Origin of the sequence: Marinobacter sp. X15-166B, from assembly GCF_001752365.1 — a bacterium.
Classification (GTDB): domain Bacteria; phylum Pseudomonadota; class Gammaproteobacteria; order Pseudomonadales; family Oleiphilaceae; genus Marinobacter.
In genome coordinates, this window is sequence record NZ_MEIY01000001.1 from 2,692,734 (window position 1) to 2,717,832 (window position 25,099).

At 60.7% G+C, this 25,099-nt stretch carries 26 protein-coding genes; 12 read left to right on the top strand and 14 right to left on the bottom strand.

The features are described 5' to 3' along the window. Positions 1-65 precede the first annotated feature (65 nt). The 9 genes from infA to BG841_RS12665 all read right to left on the bottom strand — a co-directional run bounded on the left by infA (position 66) and on the right by BG841_RS12665 (position 6,892). A complete protein-coding gene (gene infA, locus BG841_RS12625) occupies positions 66-284 on the bottom strand; it encodes a translation initiation factor IF-1 (protein WP_070057980.1) in 219 nt (72 codons plus the stop codon). Between the two features lie 90 nt (positions 285-374). Further along, positions 375-1,079: an arginyltransferase gene (locus tag BG841_RS12630; protein ID WP_070057981.1), complete on the bottom strand. Its 705-nt coding sequence runs from the start codon at positions 1,077-1,079 to the stop codon at positions 375-377. Next, positions 1,080-1,793 carry a leucyl/phenylalanyl-tRNA--protein transferase gene (gene aat / locus BG841_RS12635; RefSeq protein WP_070057982.1) on the bottom strand — a complete coding sequence of 238 codons (714 nt, stop codon included), beginning with the start codon at positions 1,791-1,793 and terminating at the stop codon, positions 1,080-1,082. A 2-nt stretch (positions 1,794-1,795) separates the two neighbouring features. After that, the gene (gene trxB, locus BG841_RS12640) at positions 1,796-2,749 is read right to left on the bottom strand and encodes a thioredoxin-disulfide reductase (RefSeq protein WP_070057983.1); all 954 of its coding nucleotides are present in this window, start codon (positions 2,747-2,749) and stop codon (positions 1,796-1,798) included. A 188-nt stretch (positions 2,750-2,937) separates the two neighbouring features. Continuing rightward, positions 2,938-3,849 carry an AAA family ATPase gene (locus BG841_RS12645; RefSeq protein ID WP_070057984.1) on the bottom strand — a complete coding sequence of 304 codons (912 nt, stop codon included), beginning with the start codon at positions 3,847-3,849 and terminating at the stop codon, positions 2,938-2,940. 6 nt (positions 3,850-3,855) lie between these two features. Then, positions 3,856-4,773 (bottom strand): carbon-nitrogen hydrolase, encoded by a 918-nt coding sequence (locus BG841_RS12650; protein WP_070057985.1) that lies wholly within the window; start codon positions 4,771-4,773, stop codon positions 3,856-3,858. Beyond that, positions 4,770-5,804: an agmatine deiminase family protein gene (locus BG841_RS12655; RefSeq protein WP_074454348.1), complete on the bottom strand. Its 1,035-nt coding sequence runs from the start codon at positions 5,802-5,804 to the stop codon at positions 4,770-4,772. Before BG841_RS12655 ends, BG841_RS12650 begins: the two co-directional genes overlap by 4 nt. Before the next feature lie 149 nt (positions 5,805-5,953). Further along, complete coding sequence (locus BG841_RS12660) at positions 5,954-6,268, bottom strand: hypothetical protein (protein WP_070057986.1); 315 nt, start codon at positions 6,266-6,268, stop codon at positions 5,954-5,956. Positions 6,269-6,316: 48 nt separating this feature from the next. Beyond that, a complete protein-coding gene (locus BG841_RS12665) occupies positions 6,317-6,892 on the bottom strand; it encodes a PilZ domain-containing protein (RefSeq protein WP_070057987.1) in 576 nt (191 codons plus the stop codon). Positions 6,893-6,954: 62 nt separating this feature from the next. Between BG841_RS12665 and BG841_RS12670 the strand changes: the two genes are divergently transcribed. Further along, complete coding sequence (locus tag BG841_RS12670) at positions 6,955-8,196, top strand: lipoprotein-releasing ABC transporter permease subunit (RefSeq protein WP_070057988.1); 1,242 nt, start codon at positions 6,955-6,957, stop codon at positions 8,194-8,196. Beyond that, positions 8,189-8,902 carry an ABC transporter ATP-binding protein gene (locus BG841_RS12675; RefSeq protein ID WP_070057989.1) on the top strand — a complete coding sequence of 238 codons (714 nt, stop codon included), beginning with the start codon at positions 8,189-8,191 and terminating at the stop codon, positions 8,900-8,902. The genes BG841_RS12670 and BG841_RS12675 overlap by 8 nt, the downstream gene beginning before the upstream one ends. On the opposite strand, the gene BG841_RS12680 is transcribed toward BG841_RS12675, so the two are convergent. Then, complete coding sequence (locus tag BG841_RS12680; RefSeq protein ID WP_070057990.1) at positions 8,899-9,420, bottom strand: DUF2062 domain-containing protein; 522 nt, start codon at positions 9,418-9,420, stop codon at positions 8,899-8,901. The two genes, BG841_RS12675 and BG841_RS12680, sit on opposite strands and share 4 nt — an antisense overlap. 116 nt (positions 9,421-9,536) lie before the next feature. Here BG841_RS12680 and BG841_RS12685 point away from each other — a divergent pair, with 116 nt between their 5' ends. From BG841_RS12685 to murB, 9 genes are all read left to right on the top strand, one after another. Continuing rightward, the gene (locus tag BG841_RS12685) at positions 9,537-11,864 is read left to right on the top strand and encodes a DNA internalization-related competence protein ComEC/Rec2 (protein ID WP_070057991.1); all 2,328 of its coding nucleotides are present in this window, start codon (positions 9,537-9,539) and stop codon (positions 11,862-11,864) included. Between the two features lie 98 nt (positions 11,865-11,962). Next, positions 11,963-12,589, top strand: coding sequence for a MotA/TolQ/ExbB proton channel family protein (locus tag BG841_RS12690; protein WP_070057992.1), 627 nt, complete (start codon positions 11,963-11,965; stop codon positions 12,587-12,589). A 5-nt stretch (positions 12,590-12,594) separates the two neighbouring features. Then, positions 12,595-13,017 carry an ExbD/TolR family protein gene (locus BG841_RS12695; RefSeq protein WP_070057993.1) on the top strand — a complete coding sequence of 141 codons (423 nt, stop codon included), beginning with the start codon at positions 12,595-12,597 and terminating at the stop codon, positions 13,015-13,017. Further along, a complete protein-coding gene (gene msbA / locus BG841_RS12700) occupies positions 13,007-14,788 on the top strand; it encodes a lipid A export permease/ATP-binding protein MsbA (RefSeq protein WP_070057994.1) in 1,782 nt (593 codons plus the stop codon). The genes BG841_RS12695 and msbA overlap by 11 nt, the downstream gene beginning before the upstream one ends. Next, positions 14,785-15,783, top strand: coding sequence for a tetraacyldisaccharide 4'-kinase (lpxK, locus tag BG841_RS12705; protein ID WP_070057995.1), 999 nt, complete (start codon positions 14,785-14,787; stop codon positions 15,781-15,783). Before msbA ends, lpxK begins: the two co-directional genes overlap by 4 nt. A gap of 27 nt (positions 15,784-15,810) precedes the next feature. Continuing rightward, the gene (locus tag BG841_RS12710) at positions 15,811-15,999 is read left to right on the top strand and encodes a Trm112 family protein (RefSeq protein WP_070057996.1); all 189 of its coding nucleotides are present in this window, start codon (positions 15,811-15,813) and stop codon (positions 15,997-15,999) included. Between the two features lie 43 nt (positions 16,000-16,042). Then, entirely contained in the window at positions 16,043-16,813 is a 771-nt protein-coding gene (gene kdsB, locus BG841_RS12715; protein WP_070057997.1) for a 3-deoxy-manno-octulosonate cytidylyltransferase, read from the top strand. A 27-nt stretch (positions 16,814-16,840) separates the two neighbouring features. Next, complete coding sequence (locus BG841_RS12720; protein ID WP_070057998.1) at positions 16,841-17,341, top strand: low molecular weight protein-tyrosine-phosphatase; 501 nt, start codon at positions 16,841-16,843, stop codon at positions 17,339-17,341. After that, positions 17,334-18,377 (top strand): UDP-N-acetylmuramate dehydrogenase, encoded by a 1,044-nt coding sequence (murB, locus tag BG841_RS12725; protein ID WP_070057999.1) that lies wholly within the window; start codon positions 17,334-17,336, stop codon positions 18,375-18,377. Before BG841_RS12720 ends, murB begins: the two co-directional genes overlap by 8 nt. A gap of 45 nt (positions 18,378-18,422) precedes the next feature. On the opposite strand, the gene BG841_RS12730 is transcribed toward murB, so the two are convergent. Beyond that, on the bottom strand, positions 18,423-20,168 hold the full coding sequence (locus BG841_RS12730) for a proline--tRNA ligase (RefSeq protein WP_070058000.1): 1,746 nt from the start codon (positions 20,166-20,168) through the stop codon (positions 18,423-18,425). Positions 20,169-20,340: 172 nt separating this feature from the next. After that, positions 20,341-20,850, bottom strand: coding sequence for an Lrp/AsnC family transcriptional regulator (locus BG841_RS12735; RefSeq protein WP_070058001.1), 510 nt, complete (start codon positions 20,848-20,850; stop codon positions 20,341-20,343). A 142-nt stretch (positions 20,851-20,992) separates the two neighbouring features. On the opposite strand from BG841_RS12735, the gene leuA reads away from it, so the two are divergent. Next, positions 20,993-22,690 carry a 2-isopropylmalate synthase gene (gene leuA, locus BG841_RS12740; RefSeq protein ID WP_070058002.1) on the top strand — a complete coding sequence of 566 codons (1,698 nt, stop codon included), beginning with the start codon at positions 20,993-20,995 and terminating at the stop codon, positions 22,688-22,690. A 77-nt stretch (positions 22,691-22,767) separates the two neighbouring features. Here leuA and BG841_RS12745 read toward each other — a convergent pair whose 3' ends face one another. Together BG841_RS12745 and BG841_RS12750 are read right to left on the bottom strand one after the other, a co-directional pair. Then, complete coding sequence (locus tag BG841_RS12745) at positions 22,768-22,968, bottom strand: cold-shock protein (RefSeq protein ID WP_070058823.1); 201 nt, start codon at positions 22,966-22,968, stop codon at positions 22,768-22,770. Between the two features lie 222 nt (positions 22,969-23,190). Continuing rightward, positions 23,191-25,074, bottom strand: coding sequence for a propionyl-CoA synthetase (locus tag BG841_RS12750; protein WP_070058003.1), 1,884 nt, complete (start codon positions 25,072-25,074; stop codon positions 23,191-23,193). Between the last annotated feature and the right edge of the window lie 25 nt (positions 25,075-25,099).

Genomic DNA, 25,099 nt, shown 5'->3' on the forward strand with positions numbered 1-25,099 from the left:
CACATAAAAAAACCGCACCCGGGCAGGGAGCGGTTTTTTTATACCTTGACGGTATCGTTCAGGAATCAGCGGGCGCGATAAACAATACGGCCTTTGCTCAGATCGTAAGGGGTGAGCTCGACTTTGACCTTGTCGCCCGTCAGAATGCGGATGTAGTTTTTACGCATCTTGCCTGAGATGTGAGCCGTCACAACGTGGCCGTTGCTGAGCTCGACACGAAACATGGTATTCGGAAGGGTGTCGATGATTACCCCTTCCATTTCAATAGCATCTGATTTTGCCATTAAGCAGGAACCTCATTTAAATGGACTTTCCATAACTCGAAATTGCGCAATTCTGCCTGATTCGCAGTCATTAAGCAAAATAAATACCGCTTACTGCACCCGCCACCGCCCTTTGATCAGCGACTCCAGGGGCTGGAAGCGGGTTTTGTAATTCATTTTCCGGCACTCGGCGATCCAGTAACCCAGATACAGGTAGGTCGCCCCGCGGCGGCGTATTTCCTCGGCTTGCCAGAGGACCGCAAAGGTGCCGAGGCTGCGTTGCTCCATATCGGGGTCAAACACGGTATAGATGGCGGACAGGCCATCGTCCAGTTCGTCCACGACGGCAAGGCCCACCAGGGCGCCGTGAAGCCGCATTTCCAAAAACCAGGTGTCGGTGGCACCGTCTACCAGAAAGGACGTGAACTGTTCCCGTGAGGGGGGAAACATATCACCGTCGTCGTGCCGTTGTTCAATGTAACGCTCGTACAGGGCGTAATACTCATCGGAATATGCTGCCGGTACCAGAGTGCAGGTCAGATCCTGGTTTTTTCGCCAGACTCTGCGCTGGTTCCGGTCCGGTTGCAGATGATGAACGTTCAGTCGCACCGGTACGCAGGCGTTGCAGGTTTCGCAGTGGGGCCGGTAGTAGTTATGCCCGCTGCGGCGAAAGCCCAGCGTGGTGAGCTGGCTGTACAGATGTTTATCCACTCTGGCGCGGGGGTCCACGAACATGGTGGTCGCCGCGCGACCCGGCAGATAGCTGCAATCATGGGCGGGTGTCGCAAAAAACACCAGGGTTTTCAGATTGCTCATTCAGGTCTTCGCTCCCGGCCACTGCCACTGGAGCTCCCAGTGGCAGTGGCCGGGAGCGCAGTCTACGTGTTCCTCCAGTATAGATAAAAACTCTGTCCGGGGAACACATTCGGCGCCCATGCGCAACAGATGCCCGCTCTCGACCTGGCAGTCCATTACCACGTAACCCCAGGCCGCCAACTGATGCGCGAGGTGGACCATAATCACCTTGGACGCATCGGTTTGCAGCGAGAACATGGATTCGCCAAAGAAACAGCGCCCCAGGGCGATGCCATACAGGCCACCAACCAGGGCGCCCCGATCGTCCCAGGCTTCGATGGAGTGGGCATGCCCTTGCCGGTGAAGGCGGGTGTAGGCCGCGATCATCTCCTCGGTAATCCAGGTGCCGTCATCGCGGCTGTCGGCGCACAATTCGATCACCGCCCGAAAATCGCGGTTGAGGGTGACCGTAAATCGCCGCTGATTGAGGGTTCGCCGCAGGCTTCTCGAAACGTGAATACGTTCCGGCCGCAAAATGCAGCGCGGGTCGGGGGACCACCACAATATGGGCTGGTTGTCGCTGTACCACGGGAAAATGCCGTGTCGATAAGCAAGTAACAAGCGTTCCGGTGACAGGTCTCCGCCAACCGCCAGCAATCCGTCCGGTTCGACCAAAGCGCGCTCCGGGGTCGGGAACCAGAGCGCGTCGTCGTCAAGCAGGGCAAGTGCAGACATTGCTAGTTCTGTTGGTCGAGGAACCGCTCAGCGTCCAGAGCCGCCATGCAGCCAAAACCGGCTGACGTCACCGCTTGCCGGTAGGTGTGATCCGCCACGTCGCCAGCCGCAAAGACGCCGGGGATACTGGTCTGGGTGGCCATGCCTTCCAGCCCGGAGCGGATCTTTATGTAGCCGTTCTCCATGTCGAGCTGGCCCTCAAACATGCCGGTGTTCGGGGAGTGCCCGATCGCGATGAACACGCCGGCTAGGTCGATCTCCTGGGTGGTACCGTCTTTAGTGCTCTTGATGCGCATGCCGGTAACCCCGGTTTCGTCCCCCAGTACTTCGTCCAGGGTGTGATCCCACATCAAGCGGATGTTGCCGGTGCGGGCTTTTTCGAACAATTTGTCCTGCAGGATTTTCTCCGCGCGCAGCGCATCGCGGCGATGCACGAGGGTGACTTCATCGGCAATGTTCGACAGGTAGAGCGCCTCTTCCACCGCGGTGTTGCCGCCGCCTATAACTGCAACTTTTTGTTTTTTGTAGAAAAAACCATCGCAGGTGGCGCAGGCGGAGACGCCTTTACCCTTGAACGCTTCTTCTGACTCCAAACCCAGATACATGGCGGATGCGCCGGTAGAAATAATCAGGGCATCGCAGGTGTATTCACCGCTGTCACCCTTGAGCCGGAACGGGCGCGTCTGTAAATCGGTCTCATTGATGGTGTCATAGACAATGTTGGTGTCAAAGCGTTCGGCGTGCTTCAGCATGCGCTGCATCAGCTCCGGTCCCTGAACGCCGTCGTTGTCACCGGGCCAGTTATCGACGTCTGTGGTCGTGGTCAGCTGGCCACCCACTTCCAGACCGGTAATCAGGGTCGGTTGCAGGTTGGCGCGGGCGGCGTAGACAGCGGCGGTGTAGCCAGCCGGGCCGGAGCCAAGAATGATCAGTCGTGAATGGTTCGTGTCGGTCATGGTTTCTCTCTCATGTGCAGACCGGCCAGTACAGCCGCTTGGGTGCGCAATCTGCCGGTCTTTCTCAAAACGGTATGGTACACGCAGCCGGCCAGCGGGCCGGTGCGTTACTGATTGAAATGTTTAATTTCCGTCATTACCTGTCGCTATCTGACACTAGGGCCGCCACTTCGTTCCCGGGGCGCTGCTCAGTCGATCACCGGAACGGTCTGCAGCATGTGCCGCACCCGCTCTGCGCTTTTGGCGGAGTCGTCAGGTTCCAGGCGGTGTTCGGCAATGGCGGGGAATACCGCCTGGACGTCGTCGGGGAGCACGTGGCGGCGCCCCTGGATCAGCGCCCAGGCTTTGGCCGCGCGGATCAGTCCCAGTCCGGCCCGGGGGGAAAGCCCGTACATCAGCCCGGGCATGCGCCGGCTGTGTTCCAGCAGTCGCTGGACATAATCCAGCAATGGCCCGCTCGCGGTCACCCGGCCAACCGCGTCCTGTATCCCCAGTACGTCCTGTTGCGACAGGATCGGCTGCAGTCGCGCCGTCATCTCGCGCCGGTCTTCACCCTCAAGGAGCTCTCGCTCCGCTTTCGGGTCCGGATAACCGAGGCGCAGGCGCATCAGGAAGCGGTCCAGTTGCGACTCCGGCAGCGGGTAAGTGCCCCCCTGCTCAATCGGGTTCTGCGTGGCGATCACAAAAAACGGCCGGGGCAGCGGGCGGGTTTCGCCTTCTATGGACACCTTGCGTTCTTCCATGGCTTCCAGCAGGGCACTCTGGGTACGCGGCGACGCCCGGTTGATCTCGTCGGCCAGGACCACCTGTGCGAAGATTGGCCCCGGATGAAACACCAGTTGTCCGGCGTCCCGATCGTACATGGAAAACCCCAGCACATCGGCCGGCAGCAGGTCATTGGTGAACTGGATGCGATGGTAACTCAAGCCCATCACCCGGGCCAGGGCGTGGGACAGGGTCGTTTTGCCCAGGCCGGGAATGTCTTCGATCAACAGATGACCCTGAGCCATCAGCCCGCATAGCGCGAGGCGAACCTGCCGGTCTTTGCCCAGCACCACGGTATTGAGCTGATCAATGACCGAATCAATCAATCTTAGCATGGTGCGTTAATCCCGCACCCGTTTCAGCAGATCGCCGTAGGCGTCGAGGCGCCGGTCACGGAAATAGGGCCAGATACGGCGGATGGCGTCAGTGCGGTTCCGGTCGATGGTGGCGCTCAGTACCTGTTCGTCGGTGTGATTGGCCCGGGCCAGAATCTCGCCCTGGGGGCCGCAGATAAAGCTGTTGCCCCAGAACAGTGTGCCTTCCGCGTGGCCCGCAGGATCGGGTTCGTGACCCACACGGTTGGGGGCAATCACCGGCAGGTTGTTGGCTACCGCGTGGCCGCGCTGGACGGTTACCCAGGCTTCCAGCTGGCGCGCCTGTTCGTCCGGGTCATCGGTGGTGTCCCAGCCAATGGCGGTCGGGTAGATCAGGATTTCCGCGCCCGCCAGCGCCATCAGGCGGGCGGCTTCCGGATACCACTGATCCCAGCAGATCAGCAGGCCCAGGCGGCCCACGGAGGTGTCAATGGGGGTAAAGCCGCTGCGTCCGTTGTTATCAACCGCATCCCCGGGGGTAAAATAAAACTTCTCATAAAAGCCGGGGTCGTCCGGAATGTGCATCTTGCGGTACTGGCCCGCCAGGGTGCCGTCGGTTTCGAAGACCACGCAGGTATTGTGGTACACGCCGTTCATGCGGCGCTCAAAAATGGAGCCCACCAGCACCACCCCGAGTTCCCGCGCAAGCGCAGCCAGTTGGTGGCTGGTCGGGCCGGGAATGGGTTCGGCCAGATCGAATATGGCGGTGTCTTCCTGCTGACAAAAATACTGCGTGGCGTGCAATTCCTGCAGCACGATCAGTTGGGCCCCTTCGCGGGCCGCCTGACGGATCAGGCGTTCCGAGGTGGCCATGCTACGCTGCTTGTCAGCGCCGGAGGCTTGCTGGATGGCGGCAATTTTCAGTGTTGACGGGCTTGTGCTCAAGGTGCAACGACTCCTTCAGGTAATTGCATGGTGACGCAGTGCAGGCTGCCATGCTGGCGGATCAGCGGTGCACAGTCGATGGCAATGATTTCGCGGTCAGGAAAAATGGCCTGCACGATGTCGATGGCGGCCTGGTCCTGGGGCACTCGGTACACCGGTAACAATACGGCACCGTTAATGATCAGGAAGTTGGCGTAAGTTGCGGGCAGACGGTCGCCGTCGTCGTCGAACAGGGCGTCCGGCCAGGGCAGGGCGGTCAGTTTGTAGGGTTGGCCGTCCGCCTGACGGAACTGTTCCAGTTCGTCCTTCATGGCGCGTAGCGCCGGGTAATGCTCGTCGTCCGGCCGGTCGCAGGCCACATAGGCGATGTGATCCACCGCGCAGAAGCGTGCCAGAGTATCAATATGGCTGTCGGTGTCATCCCCCGCGAGGTAACCGTGGTTCAGCCACAGCACCCGTTGGGCGCCGAGGGTTTCGCCGAGCATGTCTTCAATGCCACTGCGGTCGTAGGCCGGGTTGCGGGTGGGGGTCAGCAGGCATTCGCTGGTTACCAGCAGGGTGCCCGCACCGTCCGATTCCAGTGCGCCGCCTTCGAGAACAAAATCAACCGGGTGCAAGGGGGTCTGACCGAAAGCCCCGGCCTTGCTGAGGTGCTGGTTCAGCGCGTTGTCTTTGGTCCACGGAAACTTGTCTCCCCATGCATTAAAACGGAAATCCAGCAGTTGCAGGCCGTTGGCCCCGACGACGCTGAGCGGCCCGTGGTCCCGCGCCCAGGTGTCGTTGGCCGGCGCCCAGATGGCGATCACCCGGCCCGGCAGTCGGTGCTCGGCACAGTATCGTTCCAGTTCCTCGGTAACCCTGGCAAGCCGGTCACCGTCTTCGCAACTGATCAGAAGGTGCTGAAAACGCAGCACGGCCCGGGCAATGGCCAGAAACACCGGCTCCACCTCGTGGAGAGACTCGTGCCAGTCAGTGCCTTGATGGGGCCAGGTCAGCATGACAGCGCTTTGGGGGGCCCACTCGGCGGGCATCACGGTTGTTGCAGTCAAGTCACCACCACTCTCTGTAAGGGTTGCATAACCGAAGGTCCATGGCCGGCATTCTACCGTGTCCATGGGGCCACGTCAGGGTGTCAGAGGCGTTTTTATTGTGCGCCTGCGGGTACCGGACCAGCCCGGTGTCAAAGATCCGGTTTCAACACCGTGTGGATCACCCGGTCCTGTTCGAAATACACCACAAAGGCGGGATAGTCCCAGTGACTGATGGGAGGCTGGCCAACCGGGCCGGAGGTGGCTTGCGGGGTGCCGAACGACTGGCGCACGGCTGCTTGCGACTGGCCGCTACGGGGCAGTTTGGCCAGGGCGCTGCGATCGGCCTGACTCATGATCGGGACCCGCACTTCGTCAGCCACCGCCAGCGGGGCACTTAATCCGGTCCAGCTCAGTACCAGGGTGGCGGCGAGGGGCAGAACCCCTCTGGTTGCAGTGATTTTCATTGTTGTAACTACTCCCGAATGTATTGATTTCTAAAAATTAATATCTTACTACTTTTGCCGTTGCCGAACCTGCCACCTCATCACATGTCGGGCTATTTGTTGCCGGCTGTTTTCACTGATAGCCGAAAACCGGGTGTGCACCCGATCATTGCCCGCCCCGCCAGCCGTGACCTTGATTACCCGGGCGACGGCCTCGGGCTGAAACAGCTCCGGTGACAGGGTCATCCGCAGGACCAGCAGGTCATCCGGCTGGTAGCGATTTTCCGGAGCCTCAAACGCAAGGCCACCTTCACTGAGAGTGACTTGATTCCAGTCCTTCGGTTGCAACGGATTTTGATCAAAGGCCATAATGCGCGCCAACGTATCTACCTTGCTGTTCAGTGACTTGATCAGGGTGCTCAGCAAGCGGTCTGTTTCGGCGAGGCTGCTCAGTTGCTGGCGGATATCCTGGTCCAGGCGCTTCAGCTCAGCGCGCAGTTCTCCCAGTGGCCCGTCATCGAACGGGATGATGGTGTCGCTGCTCTGGTCAGAGGGTAATATGCGGACTTCCAGGCCAATGCGGTCATCGATGCGAAAGTAGTCACGGCGTTCCGAGGGGGTCAGTGTGGGGATCCGGGATGACATGAGTGCTCCGTATATGCCGGTTTTCTTTTGTAATTGCACAGTTTAGCAGCAGGCTCCTAATTATGTTCAAACCTCTTTCGTGGTACGTGGGGTTGCGGTATACCGCCGCCAAACGCCGCAACCACTTTATATCCTTTATCTCGCTGACCTCGATGATCGGCCTCATGCTGGGCGTTGCCGTGCTGATCATTGTGCTCTCGGTGATGAACGGATTCGACCGGGAGCTCAAACAGCGCATTCTGGGCATGGTCCCTCACGCGGTCATCATCGGTGATGACGTTCTGGAAGACTGGCAGCTGGTGGATGAGCGGGTGACCAGTCACCCCTCGGTCATTGCCGCTGCGCCTTATGTGCAAGGACAGGGCATGGTGACCGGCGGAGGCAACGTGCGCGGGGTGATGCTGAACGGCATTTTGCCGGAGCAGGAGCGGACCGTCTCCATTATTGAAAATCACATGATCGAGGGCCGGCTGGATGATCTCAAATCCGGTGAGTTCGGCATCATCATCGGCAAGTTGATGGCGTCCAGCCTGCGCTTGCAAATCGGCGACAAGGTGACCGTGGTGTTGCCCGAAGCGTCGATCACCCCCGCAGGGGTGCTGCCCCGGCTGAAGCGGTTCACGGTGAAGGGGGTGTTCAGTGTGGGTGCCGAGCTGGACGGAAACTACACGTTGATTCACATGGACGATGCGGCCACGCTGATGCGCACCGGTGGCAAGGCCCAGGGGGTGCGGCTGCTGGTCAAGGACCTGTTCATGGCCCCGAGGGTTGCCGAGGAGGCCGCTGTGGGTTTGGGCGGACGTTACTACGTGTCTGACTGGACCCGCACCCACGGCAACCTGTTTCAGGCGATCCGCATGGAGAAGACCATGATTGGTCTGCTGCTGATGTTCATCGTCGCGGTGGCGGCTTTTAACATTGTCTCGACCCTGGTGATGGTGGTGACCGATAAAACCGCGGATATTGCCATCCTGCGCACCATGGGCGCGACCCCGGGCCGTATCATGCGCATTTTTATTGTGCAGGGGGCGGTGATCGGCGTGTTTGGCACCCTGGTCGGTACCGCTCTGGGGGTGCTGGGTGCTTATCACATCAGCGACCTGATTGCCTGGCTGGAAACGGCATTGGGGCATCAGTTCCTGAGCGCCGATGTCTATTTCATCAGTTACCTGCCTTCGCAATTGCAGTGGCAGGACGTGTATGTAATCAGTGGCGCCGGGCTGGCCATGAGCCTGTTGGCGACCATCTACCCCGCCTGGCGCGCATCCCGCATCGACCCGGCAGAGGCCCTTCGTTATGAGTGAGTCAAGTTTTTCCACCGCCGCGCCCCGGCCGGTCATTTTTTGCGACCGGGTCACCCGCACCTACCATGAAGGCCCCGGCCAGCTGACCATCTTTTCCGACATCTCTCTGACGGTAGAGGCGGGGGAAACGGTGGCCATTGTTGGCAGCAGTGGGGCGGGCAAGACCACCTTGCTCAACCTGCTGGGCGGTCTCGACAAGCCGTCCTCGGGACACATTGCCATCTGCGGCCAGGATATCCACCGCATGAGCGAGGCGGGCCGGGCGCGGTTCCGTAACCGGCATTTGGGGTTTGTCTATCAGTTCCACCACCTGCTGCCCGAGTTCAGTGCCCTGGAAAACGTCATGATGCCCCTTGCGCTGGGGGGCGTGTCTCTGAAGAAAGCGCGTACCAAGGCGCAAACATTGCTGGCCGAAGTGGGCTTGCAGCAGCGGCTCGAGCACAAGCCCGCGGAGCTGTCCGGAGGGGAGCGTCAGCGGGTGGCCATAGCCCGGGCACTGGCCAATGATCCGCAATGCGTGCTCATGGACGAGCCGACCGGTAACCTGGATGAGCACACCGGTGACAGTGTGCGACGGTTGATCGAATCACTGCGCGATCAGCTGGGTATCGCGTTCGTGCTGGTTACCCATGATATGCGGATGGCACGCAGTCTGGGACGGGTGTTGCGGTTGGAGCAGGGGTGCTTGCAGGCCGACGACGGCTAGCAACGCTGACTACTGCTGCGACGCTGGCGCCAGTCGATACGCACCTTGCGTCGCCACAGATACTGGATCAGCAGATAACAGGCGCAACTGCTGACGGTTGCCACCAGTACCGAACCAAAAAACAGCGGGATGCCGATTTCCACCAGGCGCCCGCTGATCCACGACCAGGAAAGCTGAAACTCGAAGTCCAGCACCGGGCGGTGCAGTATCCAGGCCCCCACTTTATAGTTGAAATAGAAAATGGGCGGTATGGTGAGGGGATTGCTGATCCACACCAGGGCCACGGACAGCGGCAGATTGGCGTTGAACCAGATAGCACAGACAGCGGCCGCGACCATCTGGAACGGCATGGGGATGAAGCACAAAAACACCCCCACCAAAAAGGCCCGGGACACCCCATGGCGGTTGATGTGCCACAAGTTGGGTTCGTGCAGGATGTCGCCCAGAAAGCTTAGTGCTTTAATGGAGCGTATTTTGTCTGGGGAAGGTAAGTAACGCTTCATGAACTTCTTGGGCATCTGGAAGTTCTGCCTATTCAGCCAGTCGGTTGCGCTCTTATCAGGTTAGAGCAGAATATTCGAAATTTCGTTAATCGGACACGGAATTGTCCGGGAGGTGTTCGGTGCGGGCAGGGATGGCCGCGTTCTCGTGCGGCGTTATCTTACTGTATTGGGTTGGCGTCATTCCACCTTCGTCAGCGCTGGTCGGGGGGGTGGTCGTGGCTGCCCTGTTCGGGATCGTCACGCGCCGGGCGAATCCGGCCCTGCTGCTGGGGTGTTTTCTCGCCGGTCTGGCATGGGCGGCGTGGCAGGCTGACGCACGGCTGGAGCGCAGGCTGCCGGCCGAGCTGGAAGGCCAGACCCTGCGTGTAAGCGGCTACCTGTGTGGCTTGCCGACGGAGGGGGCGTTCGCCAGCGTGCGCTTCGATCTGTGTGTGCAGCGGTGGCACGACACCGCCACCGGCCTCCGTCCGGGGGGCAAGGCCCTGCCCCGGAAACTGAAACTTGCCTGGTACGGCCGGGACGCCCATAGGTACATTCCACAGACCGTCAATCTGGTCGTCAGCCTCAAACGCCCCCATGGCTCGGCAAACCCGGCTGGGTTCGGGTACGAAGGCTGGCTGTTCCGTCACGGCTTCGGAGCAACCGGAACGGTACGGGAACTCACCCCGGCAACCGATGTCCGGTGCGGGCCGAGGTGCGCCTATCACCAGTGGCGGGGCGGCCTTGCCCGGGCATTACAGGCCCGGTGGGGCAATCTGCGCAGTTTTCCGCTGGTGCAATCGCTGCTTATCGGTGAACGGGGCGCACTGAATGCTGATCATTGGCGGGTGTTCAAAGCCACCGGAACCATCCACCTGGTGGCCATCTCCGGTCTGCATCTGGGCTTGATTGCCCTGGGCGCCGGCTGGTTGGCAAGTCGCTTGTTGCTGCGGTTACCCGCGCACTGGTCGACGCCGTCCCGGTCACGGCTGCTGGTGTTTGCAGCGGTAATGGCGGCCAGCCTGGTCTATGCGCTGGCCGCCGGGTTTGCGGTGCCCACCCGGCGGGCACTTATCATGATTGCCGTGGCGGGGTGGGTGCTGTTATGCGGCCGGCAGGTGAGTGTGTGGCTGGGGCTGTTGCTGGCGTTGGCAATCACCCTGCTGACCGACCCGTTTTCACCTCTCGACCGGGGGTTCTGGCTGTCGTTCGCAGCGGTTGCCGTGCTGGTGCTGGTGTTTTCGCGGCGAGCAGGCCGGCCGGGTCCGGTACGGGGGGTGATCGTGGCGCAGTTGGCCGTGTTCGTCGGGCTGGGGCCGGTGCTGGCTTTCATGGACCAGCCGCCGGTGGTGATGGGGGTATTGGCCAATCTGGTGGCGGTGCCCTGGGTGTCGGTGGTGGTCATGCCGCTGTTGTTGCTGGGTGCGCTGATTGCCGCGCTCCTGCCGGCACTGACGCCCTGGGTCGGGCTTGGCTTTGAGGCCGTGCTGACCCCTCTGTGGTGGACTCTGGAACGGCTGGCGGACGCACCGGCTCCGGCCTGGTCACCGACCCGGGTGGAAGTCCTGGTCCTGACCCTGCCGGGGCTGCTGGCCTTGCTGTATCCGGGGCGCGGTTTTCGACGGGCAGTGATGGCCTGGGTGGTGTTGTGGGCGGTGACCGGCGCTGGCCGGCACGCGGGCAATACCACGGTAACGCACCCCGAGTTATGGGTCTGGGACGTGGGGCAGGGGTTGTCCGTGCTGTTGCGTGACGAGAACCAGGTGCTGGTCTACGACACCGGACCCGAATACCCATCAGGGTACGCCGCCGTTACTGGCGTGCTGTTGCCGAATTATCGCCGCCTGGGGGTTCGCCATATTGATCAGCTGGTGATCAGTCATGGCGATCTGGACCATGCCGGCGGGCTGCCACAGCTGCAAGCGGCGCTCACGGTTGGCGTGGCGTACAGCGGCGAGCCGGCACGGCTTGCGAAGTACCTGCCCGGGGCGCTGGCGTGCCCCGTGGGGACGCGCAGCTGGGTGGGGAGGGTTGAATTGTCCTTCTGGCGGGACTACCCGCCGCCGGGGGAGCGCAGCAGTAATAATGCATCCTGCGTGGTGGTGGCCCGCTACGGGGCGGTCCGGGTGATCCTGCCGGGGGATATTTCCCGAGGGGCGGAAGAGCGCTTGCTGAAGGTGCTCGACGCCGATCCCGGGGAGACTCTGGTGGTGGTGGCAGCCCATCATGGCAGCCAAACCTCATCCGGCAAACTCTGGGTCGAGACCTTGCGGCCTGCGGCGGTCGTGTACAGTGCGGGTTACCGCCATCGCTTCGGCCATCCCCACCCCGATGTTGTAGCCCGCTATCAAGGGGTTGCCAGCCGCAGTTTCAACACCGCCCTGACGGGGGGCATCCAGTTCCGGCTCAGCCGGGACGGGTTCACCGTGCACCCAACCCGGGCCCGGGTGCCCTTCTGGATGCGGGCCTCGCCGCCGTGATCGGCGAATCCCGCTTCATAGCGTGACACTCGTACTGTGGCCACGGCCAATAGCTATGTTAAAGTAGCGCCGCTTTTAAACTATCAGGGAGATCAGGCGTGTTCGAGTTGTTGAAAGCTGGTGGCATTCTTATGGTGCCGATTGTGGCTTGTTCCATTCTTGCACTGGCCATTATTCTTGAGCGCTTCTGGTCCTTGCGGGCGCCCCGTATCGCGCCTCAGCATACGATTAATGAACTCTGGCGCTGGATCAAAAAGAAAGAGCTGAACAGTCGCAAATTGCAGGTCCTCTATGCTTCCTCCCCCATGGGGCGGGTGCTGGCCTCCGGATTGATGAACGCCAAGCACGGTCGTGAGATCATGAAAGAAAGCATCGAGCACGAGGCCAGCCAGGTAATCCACGAGCTGGAACGGTTTCTGAATCCTCTGGGCACGGTCGCAACCATCACCCCGTTGCTGGGGCTGCTGGGTACGGTGATCGGCATGATCAAGGTGTTTGCCGAAATCCAGCTGGCGGGGGTGGGCGACGCCGGCAACCTGGCCGGAGGGATATCCGAGGCGCTGATCACCACCGCTTCGGGGTTGAGTGTGGCCATCCCGGCGCTGATTGCCCACCGATATTTTATCCGCCGTGTCGATGCCCTGGTGGTCAATATGGAACAGGAAGCGATCAAGCTGGTCGAGGTGGTCCATGGCGACCGTGAAATCGACGTTGAAGGAGCCTGAGCGTCGTGAAGTTCAAGCGCCAGAGAAGTCAGGAAGTCGGGGTTGATCTGACGCCGCTCATCGATGTGGTGTTTCTGCTGCTGATATTTTTCATGGTCTCGACCACCTTCAGCAGGGAAAGCCATTTGCTGGTTGACCTGCCTGAAGCCAATGGCGAGGCCGCCGAAGCAGCCGTGCAACAGATTGATGTGGTCATCAACGCCCAGGGGCAGTATGCCGTCAATGATCGTACACTGGTCAATAATCGACTGGAAACACTGAAGCGGGCGGTGAGTGAGCTGGCAGAGGGGGACCGGAGTCTGCCGTTTATCATCACCGCAGACGCCAACACCGCCCATCAGTATGTGGTGCGCGCTATGGATGTGGCGGGCCAGCTGGGTTTCAGCAAACTGAGCATTACAACCGAGCGGGCGAACGATGACCGCTGAGCAGCAAGGCGACGGCGTGACTGAGCAGCAATCGACGGACAGTAACTGGCAAACCTACAAGCGCTTGCTGCGATACGTCAAGCCGTTCTGGCTGGCTTTTGCTCTGGCGGTGCTGGGCAACGTCATTTATGCCGTTGCCTCTACCGGCATGGCCGCGGCGATGGAGTATGTGATTGCTGCCATCGAAAACCCCACGGCCCAGAACCGGGTGTTTTTGACGGGCCTGATTGTTGCGGTGTTTTCGCTGCGCGGTCTGGGCACCTTCATGAGCCAGTACTTCATCAGCTATGTCGGTCGTCAGGTAATCAACGCCTTGCGTACCGAGGTGTTCGACCGGTTGATGACCTTGCCCTCCCGCTATTTCGACAGCAACGCCTCCGGCCGGCTGGTGTCCAAACTCACCTATAACGTGGAGCAGGTTGCCGAGGCCAGCACCAACGCGATTACCATCACTCTGCGCGAAGGGCTGACCATTCTCGGGCTGTTGAGCTTCATGCTCTACACCAATTGGAAACTGACGTTGATCTTTCTGGCCGCCGGGCCGGTGATCGGACTGGTGGTCAGTTACGCCAGCAAGCGGTTCCGCAAATTAAGCCAGCGTATCCAGGGCTCCATGGGGGACATCACCCACGTGGCTTCCGAAAGTATCACCGGGTATCGGGTGGTCCGCACCTTCGGGGGGGAAGCCTACGAGCAGGCGCGGTTTCGCAAAGTCAGCGAACGTAACCTGCAACAGAGTCTCAAAATGGCCTCCACCCAGGCCATCAGCGTGCCGGTTATCCAGGTGCTGGTCGCAGTTGCCATCGCCGCCCTGGTGTGGGTCATGCTGGCCCCGGAAATCCGGGGCTCCATGACCACCGGCCAGCTGGTGGCCTTCATTACCGCGGCCACCACCATGGCGAAGCCCATCCGCCAGGTGACCTCGGTCCACGCTAAAATCCAGAAGGGCGTGGCCGCCGCCCACGACGTGTTCAGCACCATCGACGAAGAGCCGGAACAGGACACCGGCGATTATGCGCCGGCGCGGGTCAAGGGCGATATCCGTTTCCGTGATGTCTGCTTCCGGTACGGTGAACAGCTGGACGACGTACTGGGTAACATCAATCTCGATATTCCGGCCGGACAGAGTGTGGCGCTGGTGGGGCGCTCCGGCAGTGGCAAGTCCACTCTGGTCAGCCTGCTGCCCCGTTTTTACGATTACACCAGTGGCGAAATTCTGGTGGACGGCCACCCGTTGATGGATTACCAGCTGCAAGCGTTGCGGGCACAAGTTGCGTTGGTGACCCAGAATGTGGTGCTGTTTAACGACACGGTAGCGGCCAACATTGCCTACGGTTCGCTCGACACCTACAGCCGGGAAGACATCAGGGAAGCCGCCGCCAAGGCCCATGCGCTCGAGTTTATTGATCGCATGCCCGAAGGGCTGGATACCTTGATCGGCGACAACGGGGTGATGTTGTCGGGCGGCCAGCGCCAGCGCCTGGCGATTGCCCGCGCGCTGCTCAAAGACGCGCCCATCCTGATTCTCGATGAGGCTACCTCGGCCCTGGATACCGAGTCTGAGCGACACATACAGGCAGCGCTGGAAAGCGTGATGCAAGGCCGCACCACTCTGGTCATTGCTCACCGCCTGTCGACCATTGAGCAGGCTGACCGGATTGTGGTGCTCGATAACGGCCGCATCATTGAATCCGGTCGCCACGACCAGCTGCTGGCGGCGGGTGGGGCCTACGCCCAGCTGCACCAGATGCAGTTCAGCGACCCGGCATGACCACCCTGGTGGACCGGTTGTGGTACCGGCGGGGGCGCCCCCTGGCAATCCTGTGGCCGCTGGCCCTTGCTTATCGTCACATTGCACACCAAAGGCGCGACCGGGCGTTGGCCTACGCCGCTCGCCATCCGGTGGCCGCTCCGGTTATTGTAGTGGGCAACATCACCGCCGGAGGCACCGGCAAATCGCCGCTGACCGCCTGGCTGGTCAGGATGTTGCGCCGTCATGGCTGGCGACCGGTTATTCTGACCCGGGGGTATGGCGGCAAAGCGGCGGACTATCCGCTGCGGGTCACGGCCACGACCGATTCCCGGGCCTCGGGGGATGAGCCGCTGATGCTGGCACAGCAGTGCAATTGTCCCGTTGTGGTGGACCCGGATCGCAACCGCGCAGCCCAGTGGGCCCTGGCGCAGCACTTGGGCGATGTGTTGGTGTGTGACGACGGGTTACAGCATTACCGTCTGCCCCGGGATATTGAAATCGCGGTATTTGATGGCGCCCGAGGGGTGGGTAACGGCGCGCCCATACCGGTGGGGCCAATGCGGGAGCCCCTGTCACGGCTGCGCTCGGTGGACTTTGTGATCACCAATGGGCAGGCCAGGGCGGAGCTGGCCCATGGCCGGTCGTTTTTGATGACCCTGCAGCCCACGACCTTGCGTCACCTGGGCACGGGGGAACTGCAGCCGGTGACCAGACTGGCCGGTCAACGGGTGCGGGCGGTGGCCGGCATCGGCAACCCGGGGCGGTTTTTCGATACGCTGAGCGCACTGGGTGCCCGGGTCAGAGGGCGGGCGCTGCCCGATCACCACCGGTTTGCCGCCGATGATCTGCTGACCGAGCCGGACGAGCTGTTGTTAATGACCGCGAAAGATGCGGTCAAGTGCCGCGCCATCGCCCCTGTAAACACCTGGGTGCTGGAGGTAGAGGCCGTTCTGGACAAGTCGTTTGAGCCGGGGTTGCTGGAACGGCTCGCAGAACTGGGTTACACACGTTGATGTTTACTTCGATAGCGAGACTCAATCATGGATAAAAAATTGCTGGCGATGCTGGCGTGTCCGGTGTGCAAGGGGGATCTGAAGCTGGATGCGGACAAACAGGAACTGATCTGCTACACCGATGCCATGGCGTTCCCGGTGCGTGACGGTATTCCGGTGATGCTGGCGGTGGAAGCCCGCACGCTGACCACCGACGAGCGCTTGGATAAACATTAAGTATGTTCGTGCATCCGGCTGACCGCCTGTGAAGGAGCAAACCATGTCGTTCACCGTTGTTATCCCCGCGCGCTTTGCGTCCACCCGGCTGCCCGGTAAACCACTGGCCGATATTGCGGGCAAACCCATGATCCAGCATGTGTTTGAGCGGGCCATGGAAAGTGATGCCGAACGGGTGGTGATTGCCACCGATGACCAGCGCATTGTGCAGGTGTGCGAGGGATTCGGCGCCGAAGCGCTGATGACCTCGGCCGACCACGCCAGTGGCACCGACCGGCTGGAAGAAGTGGCCCGCCAACTCGGTTTCCCCGGGGACGCCTGCCTGGTGAATGTGCAAGGCGATGAGCCGCTGATACCCGCGGCTCTGATCAATCAGGTGGGCCATAACCTGCTGGCCCATCCGCAGGCAGCCATTGCCACCCTGAGTGAGCGGATTACCGATATCGGTGCGGTGACCAACCCCAATGTGGTGAAGGTGGTCACCGACATCAACGGGTTTGCCCACTATTTCAGTCGCGCCCCGATTCCCTGGGCCCGCAATGACTGGGCGGGCCAGCAACCGCCCCGGGACCTGCCGGCCAGTTGCCATTATTACCGGCATATTGGCATCTATGGTTACCGGGTCAGTCTGCTGCGTAGTTTCGTGACCTGGCCCCCGGCGCCCAGTGAGGTGACGGAGTCGCTGGAGCAACTGCGAGCGCTGCACCATGGTGCCCGCATCCATGTGGACGAGGCCTGCGTCGCCCCCCCCGCGGGGGTCGATACGGAAGAAGATCTGCAACGGCTGCGGGCGTTGCTGGCTGCATCTGATTAATGATTTGTTAACGGTGGGAGTTGTGTTGTGAATCATGCAATCAAAGTGTTGTTTGTTTGTCTTGGCAATATCTGCCGTTCGCCAACCGCCGAAGGCGTGTTTCAGCAGATGCTCGAAAACGCGGGGCTGGCCGATGCGGTCAAAGTCGATTCCTGTGGCACCGCAGACTGGCACACCGGCAAATCACCGGACGAACGCACCATCGCCGCCGCGGCAAAACGGGGTGTGGCCCTGGAGCACCTGCAGGCCCGGCAATTCCGGGCGGAAGATCTGACCGAGTTTGATTTTGTATTGGCCATGGATCGGAGTAATCTGGACATACTGCACGGCGCCTGGTCGAGCGCCGGTGGCACCGAGCCGGAGTTGTTCCTGAATTACGCACCCCGGCAGGCCCTTGAGGAAGTACCCGACCCCTACTACGGTGGAGAGGAAGGCTTTGAGCATGTGCTCGACCTGATCGAGGATGCCGGTCTGGGGCTGTTGCAGGCGGTCCGGCAGAAACTTGAGGTGACAGGAGCTTGTGGCTAAACCATTAAGTATCCGGGAAAACGTATGCCTGCGGGCCTTCAACACCTTTCAGTTTGACGTGAGGGCGCGCTACTTTGTGTCTGTCCGCAAGGTGTCAGAATTGATGGCGGCGCTGTTGTGGGCCAAGGAACGCAACCTCGACCCGCTGATTCTGGGGGGAGGCAGCAATCTGGTGCTGGTGGATCAGGTGAATACCCTGGTCATCCACATTGCCAAGATGGGCAAGTACTGGCGCGATGTCGAAGGCGACCGGGCCACTCTGATACTGGGGGCCGGCGAGAACTGGCACGACGCGGTTCTCTATGCGGCGGCTGCCAATTACCGCGGCATCGAGAATCTGGCCCTGATACCCGGCACGGTGGGGGCGGCCCCGGTGCAGAATATCGGCGCTTACGGAGTGGAGCTTGGCGACACCCTGGAAAGTCTGCTGGCACTGGATTGTGAAACGGGGGAGCTGGTTGAGCTCACTAACCCGGACTGCCGGTTCAGTTATCGCGACAGCCTGTTCAAACACCGGCCGGATCGGTACATCATTCTTGAGGTCAGTCTGCGCCTGTGCCGCAGCAAACCCTTTTCGCTGGGATACGGCGAGTTGCGCAACTACTTTGCCCAACCCGAAGGGGCGCTGACCCCCCTCACGGTGGCCCAGGGCGTGATGGCGATCCGCCGCCGCAAGTTGCCGGATCCGCCGCAGCTGCCCAATGCGGGCAGCTTCTTTAAAAACCCCGAAGTGTCCATGCCCACCTGGCAGCGCCTGCGCTCGGAGTTTCCGGGTATAGTGGGTTACCCCGGTACCCATAAAGTAAAGCTCGCCGCCGCGTGGATGATCGATCAGTGTGGCTGGAAAGGGTTTCGTAACGAGCGCGTTGGGGTGCACAACCGGCAAGCTTTGGTGCTGGTGAACCATGCCCGGGGAACGGGCAGGGACATACTGGCGCTGGCGGACCAGATCCGCAGCGCTGTGTGGGCCCGCTTCGGGGTCGCGCTGGATATAGAGCCCAGGGTTTACCCGCAGGGTCGGGAGGGCCGTGAATAAGGGGCAAATCGGCTGGCGACCGCCGTCACCAGCCGGATATGGCAGTTACAGCCCGCGACGGGGGGAGGCGGCCAGCAAGAACGGCAGGATATCAGCCACAGCGATGTCCTGACTCTCGTCATCACGACGACCCTTGTACTCCAGGGTCCCGGCTTTCAGCCCGCGTTCCGAAATCACAATGCGATGGGGAATGCCGATCAGTTCCATGTCGGCAAACTTCACGCCCGGACGTTCTTTACGGTCATCCAGCAGTACATCAAAGCCCGCCTGACGCAACTGGTCATAGAGTTTCTCTGCTCCCTCCATGACCGCTTCGGACTTATGGGCATTCAGCGTGATGAGGGCAATCTCGAACGGCGCAATGGCCTCCGGCCAGATGATGCCCTTGTCATCGTGGTTCTGTTCAATGGCCGCGGCGACAATCCGCGACACCCCAACCCCGTAACAACCCATTTCCACAATTGTGGCTTTGCCGTGTTCATCCAGTACGGTGGCGTTCAGGGCCTTGCTGTATTTGTTGCCCAGCTTGAAAATATGGCCGACTTCGATACCGCGGCGGATTTCGAGAGTGCCCTTGCCGTCCGGACTGGGGTCGCCTTCGATCACATTGCGCAGGTCCTCCACCCGGGACAGCGGGGCGTCGCGCTCCCAGTTTACGCCCGTGAGGTGCATGCCTTCCTTGTTGGCACCACAGACAAAGTCCGCCAGATGGGCCGCGCTGCGGTCAACAATGACCGGGATGTTCAGACCCACCGGACCGATCGAGCCCGGATTGCAACCGGTGGCTTGCTCGATTTCTTCGTCGGTCGCCATGGTCAGTGGGTCGGCAACGCCGGGCAGGTTGGCGGCCTTGATTTCGTTAAGGGTGTGGTCTCCGCGCAGAATCAGGGCCACCACCCCGGCATCGGCATCGGCTTCGGCTTCCTCCGGCAGTTCGGCTTTCACCAGCAGGGTTTTCACCGTACGGGTGGCGTCGATACCGAGGAATTGCGAGACCGCTTCGATGGTGCGCTGGTCCGGGGTGGCGACTTCGGTCAGTGGCTCGGCCGGAGCCGGACGCTCGCCGGCGGGGGCCACCGCTTCGGCTTTCTCGATGTTGGCGGCGTAATCACCCCGGGTGCTGAACGCGATGTCGTCTTCACCGGAGGAGGCGAGTACGTGGAATTCGTGCGAGGCGCTGCCGCCGATCGAACCGGAATCTGCTTGTACCGCACGGTAATTGAGGCCCAGCCGGTCGAATATGGCACAGTAGGTGTGGTGCATCAGCTGATAGGTCTCATCCAGGGAGTCCGCGTTCAGATGGAAGGAATAGGCGTCCTTCATCAGGAACTCCCGCGCGCGCATGACCCCGAACCGGGGGCGGCGCTCGTCGCGGAATTTGGTCTGAATCTGGTAAAAGTTGGCGGGCAGCTCTTTATAGCTTTTCAGCTCATTGCGGACGATGTCGGTGATCACTTCCTCGTGGGTCGGGCCAAAGCAGAATTCACGGCCGTGGCGATCGTTCATCCGCAAAAGTTCGCCCCCGTATTCCTCCCAGCGTCCGGATTCTTGCCAGAGTTCGGCCGGCTGCACGGCGGGCATCAACAGTTCCTGAGCCCCGCTTTTATCCATTTCGGTGCGCACGATTTTTTCCACTTTGCGCAATACCCGCAGCCCCATGGGGAGCCAGGTATATAATCCTGATGCCAGTCTGCGGATCATGCCCGCGCGGAGCATGAGCTGGTGACTGATGATCTCGGCATCGGCCGGACTTTCTTTCTGGGTGGCAATCAGATAACGGCTTGCTCGCATTGTATCTTCCGTAAGCTGTTGAAGGAGAATTGACAACTCTGGAGACCGTCAAACCTGCGCGGTTTGGTCGGGGCGGTTGTTGTCCTCATGGTGATGTGGGGGTTATTGTACGGAGCCTGCCGGTCAAGGTACAGATTCATGGGTGAGCGGCCCGACACCGGAGGGCCGGGGGCTAGGGGGCCGGCTGTTCCAGGTAACTCAGGGGCAGGGCCGTGCTGTCCAGCACCCGTCGCAGAACAAAACTCGAGTGCACCCCGCTGACACCCTTGATGCGGGTGAGGTGATTGAGCAGAAAGTGATGGTAGTGGTCCATGTCGGGGACCACCACCTTGAGCATGTAGTCCGCTTCGTGGCCGGTGATCAGGTAGCACTCCTGCACTTCCGGGTGACTGGCCACCGCAGCTTCAAACGCGGCGAACCGTTCCGGTGTGTGCCGGTCCATACCAATCAGAATGATCGCGGTCAGGGACAGCCCGAGCTTTTTGGGGTCCAGCACGGTGACCCGGTGACGGATGATCCCGGCCTCCTCCAGGGCACGTACCCGGCGCAGGCACGGTGAGGGCGATAAGCCCACGGTGTCGGCGAGTTGCTGGTTGGTCAGGTCGCCCCGCAACTGCAGTTGCTCGAGGATTTTTCGGTCCATTCTGTCCAGTTTTACCAGCTTTTTGTCGCTTGCAGGCATGATTGGTCTCCATGGTGCATGTATTGGCAATAATGTAGCTGATAATAGTTTTTTTAGAGCGCTAAAACGCAATCATTATCCCGGTCGGGTGCAGTATGCTGTCCCCACTGTCTGACTATTCACATTGAAAGGTGGTTTCAACATGAGCTTTACCCATCGTAAATACGTTGCCTTCAAACCAGTGCGCAAAACCGACCGTCGCTGGCCGGACCGGGTGATCGAGCAGGCGCCGCAATGGTGTGCGGTTGATCTCCGGGACGGCAATCAGGCGCTGGTTAAGCCCATGGGTGTGAGTCAGAAGCAGCGGTTATTTGATTTGTTGGTAAAGCTGGGGTTCAAGGAAATTGAAATCGGATTTCCGGCGGCCAGTCAGCCCGATTTCGATTTTTGTCGCAAATTGATCGAAGAAGACCGCATTCCCAACGACGTGAGCATTCAGGTGCTGACCCAGGCACGTCCCGAACTGATTGCCCGCACCTTCGAAGCGCTGAAGGGTGCCAAACAAGCGATTGTGCACGTCTACAACTCGACCTCCACCGTGCAACGGGAGCAGGTCTTTGAGCTGGACCGGGACGGCATCCGCGAGATTGCCGTGAACGGCGCGCGCTGGGTGAAAGAGCATGCCGATCGCACCCCCGAAACCCAGTGGACCTTTCAATACTCGCCCGAAAGTTTTACCGGGACCGAGCTGGACTTTGCGGTTGAGGTCATTGACAGCGTCAACGCGGTGTGGCGACCGGATCAGGGGCAGGCGGTGATCATCAACTTGCCTGCGACCGTCGAAATGTCCACCCCCAACGTGTTCGCCGATCAGGTTGAATGGGTCTGCGACCACGTGCGCCATCGGGACCACTTCAGTATCAGTGTGCACACCCACAACGACCGGGGCTGCGGGGTTGCAGCCGCTGAGTTGGCGGTGATGGCCGGTGCCGACCGGGTGGAAGGTACGTTGATGGGCAATGGTGAGCGCACCGGAAACATGGACCTGGTGACCATGGCTATGAACCTCTATTCCCAGGGAATCGACCCGTGCCTGGACCTGTCCGGGATGGCCGAAATCGTGGAAACCGTGGAGGCCTGCACCGAGATCTCCACCCATCCCCGTCACCCCTATGCCGGTGATCTGGTGTTTACCGCGTTTTCGGGCAGCCACCAGGATGCCATCCGCAAGTGCCTGGCCCGGCGTTCGGCCGATGATCTCTGGCAGGTGGCGTATTTGCCGATAGATCCCTCGGATGTGGGGCGTCGTTACGACGAAGTTGTGCGTATCAACAGCCAGTCAGGCAAAGGCGGCGTTGCTTACGTGCTGGAGCGGGATTACGACATCAGTCTGCCGCGCTGGTTGCAGATCGAGTTCAGTAAGGTGGTGCAGCAAGAGGCTGAAACCAACGGCGGTGAAATCGACTCGCTGACCATACACCGCCTGTTTGAAGAGAAATACCTCAGTGTGGCCCCCGCCTGGGCATTGGCGTCCTACGATCTGCACCGGGACGAAGCCGGGGTGCGTGCCCACGTAAGCTTTGGCCGGCCGGATCATCCCATGCAGCTTGAAGGTCAGGGCCTGGGGGCGGTCGAGGCCGTTGTGGAAGCCCTGAAAGCCGAATTTGGGGTGGTGGTGGCAGTAGAGGCCTATGATGAGTTTGCCTTGGGTGAAGGGACCCGAGCCAATGCACTGGCCTGTATCCGGGTGAGCATCGAAGGCGCCCATTACAGTGGGGCGGCCCTGGCGGAAGACACTACCTCCGCCACGATTCAGGCGCTGTTGTCCGCGGTTGCCCGTCACGTGGGTACGGATCGACCGGCGCCGGCGGCGGCCCGGCCCGCAGAATTAAGCGCCTGAGTTACGCCAAAGAAAAAGCCGGCAAGCTTGCCGGCTTTTTCGATGCCCGTGAGGGACAACGGCGAGAGGCACGCGCCTCAAACAGGGGTTACATTCTCCGCTTGGGGGCCTTTCGGGCCTTGGGTCACGGTGAACTGTACCTGTTGGCCTTCAGTCAGTGTGCGGAAGCCTCCGGCGTTTATGGCGCTGTAGTGTACAAATACGTCACTGCCACCATCCTGAGCGATAAAGCCGAAACCTTTGGATTCATTGAACCACTTCACGTGGCCGGTTTTGATGTCAGACATTGATCTTTCCTGTAGTTCCTGGATTGTGCCCGCACGGGCGTGCTGTTATTCCTGACGGAATAACTATTGCTGATAATAAGTTCAGAGAGTACCGGAGAAGGGTCAGCGAGCAGCTACTAGCCATAGAGCGTCGAGCACTTTCACGAAATACCACTGTTCTTACACCGCAAATTCAGTATAGACCCAGTTTTGGGGGCGTCAAAGTTGGGTTGTTTATGTTTCGCCACCGGACAGGCGCTGGTTGATTTCTTCCAGAATCGCCGGGTCATCAATGGTGCTGGGGGCGGACCAGGGCTCACCGTCAGCCATCTGCCGGATAATACGGCGCAGGATTTTTCCGGATCGGGTCTTGGGCAGCCGTTCAACCACGATCGCCCGCTGAAAACAGGCGAGTGCGCCGATTTTTTCCCGCACCATATCGATCAGTTCTTCTTCCAGTTCGTCGGGGGCGATGGTGGCGCTGTCCTTGACCAGTACCAATCCGAGTGGCAATTGCCCTTTCAGGCCGTCATGCGTGCCCACCACGCAGCATTCGGCCACCGCCGGGTGGGAAGCAATGACCTCTTCCATCTGGCCGGTAGACAGTCGGTGCCCTGCCACGTTGATGGCATCGTCCGTGCGCCCCATGACAAACACATATCCGTCTTCATCGATGTAACCGCTGTCCCCGGAGTCGTAATAGCCGGGTATCGGATCCAGGTAGGTGCTCCGGTAACGGCCATCGTCCCCCCACACCGTGGTCAGGCAGCCCGGTGGCAGGGGCAGTTTGATGGCAATCCGACCCTGTTCGCCCGCGCCCGCCTGGCGACCGGCGGCATCCACGACCTGAACGTTGTAACCAGGGGAGGGCAGGCTGGCGGAACCGGGCTTGACCGTCATCATCTCGATGCCGATGGGGTTGCAACAGATGGCCCAGCCGGTTTCGGTCTGCCACCAGTGGTCAAGCACTGGCAGGTGGGTGCACTCCCGAAGCCAGTCATAGGTGGCTGGATCCAGACGTTCTCCGGCAAGGAAGATGCGTTTCAGGGCCGGAATCTGGTAACGGTGCAGCTGATCCGCTTCCGGGTCTTCCTTGCGTATCGCCCGGAAGGCGGTTGGCGCGGCAAACAGCAGGTTGACCTTGTGGTCCTGGCACACGCGCCAGAAGGCCCCGGCATCGGGGGTTTTAACGGGCTTGCCCTCATAGAGTACGCTGGTGCAACCCGCAAATAGGGGGCCGTAAACAATATAGCTGTGGCCAACCACCCAACCCACGTCGGAAGCGGCCCAGAACACGTCACCGGGGCGGGCATCGTAAACCAGCGACATGCTGTAGCGCAGTGCCACCGCGTGTCCACCATTGTCCCGCACCACCCCTTTGGGTTTTCCGGTGGTGCCGGAGGTGTACAGAATATACAGCGGATCGGTGGCCGCCACCGGTACCGGGTCGGCGGGGTGCGCGGCGGCCATCACTTCGCCCCAGTCCTTGTCTCTGCCAGCCACCAGGGTGGCGGTCGCTTCCGGGCGCTGAAACACAATGCAGCAGTCCGGTTGATGGCGGGCCTGCCGGAGCGCTTCGTCAACGAGCGGTTTGTAGGCAATGATCTTGCTGACTTCAATGCCGCAGGAGGCGGTCACCACGGCTTTCGGTGCTGCATCGTCAATACGCGCCGCCAGTTCACCGGCGGCAAAGCCGCCAAACACCGTGGAGTGCACCGCGCCCAGGCGGGCACAGGCCAGCATGGCAATGACCGCCTGCGGGATCATGGGCATGTAAATGACCACCCGGTCACCTTTCTGGACGCCTTCGGCCCGCAGGGCGCCGGCAAATCGCGCCACTTCTTCTTTCAGTTCTGTGTAAGTGTAATAGCGGACAGTGTTGGTCACCGGCGAGTCGTAGATCAGCGCATGCTGGGCTCCCCGTCCGGCACGGATATTGGCGTCAAGCGCCAGGTCAGACGAGTTGAGGGTGCCATCGGAAAACCATTCGCCATGGGCGGCGTCAACGGCCCTGAAAATGGTTTTCGGCGGGGTCAGCCAGTGGATGTGTTGCGCTTGCTCGCCCCAGAATTGTTCCGGAGCGTTGATGGAGAGGTCCCACGTGGCACGGTAATCCATGGCGTCCCCTTATTATCTGCGTGGT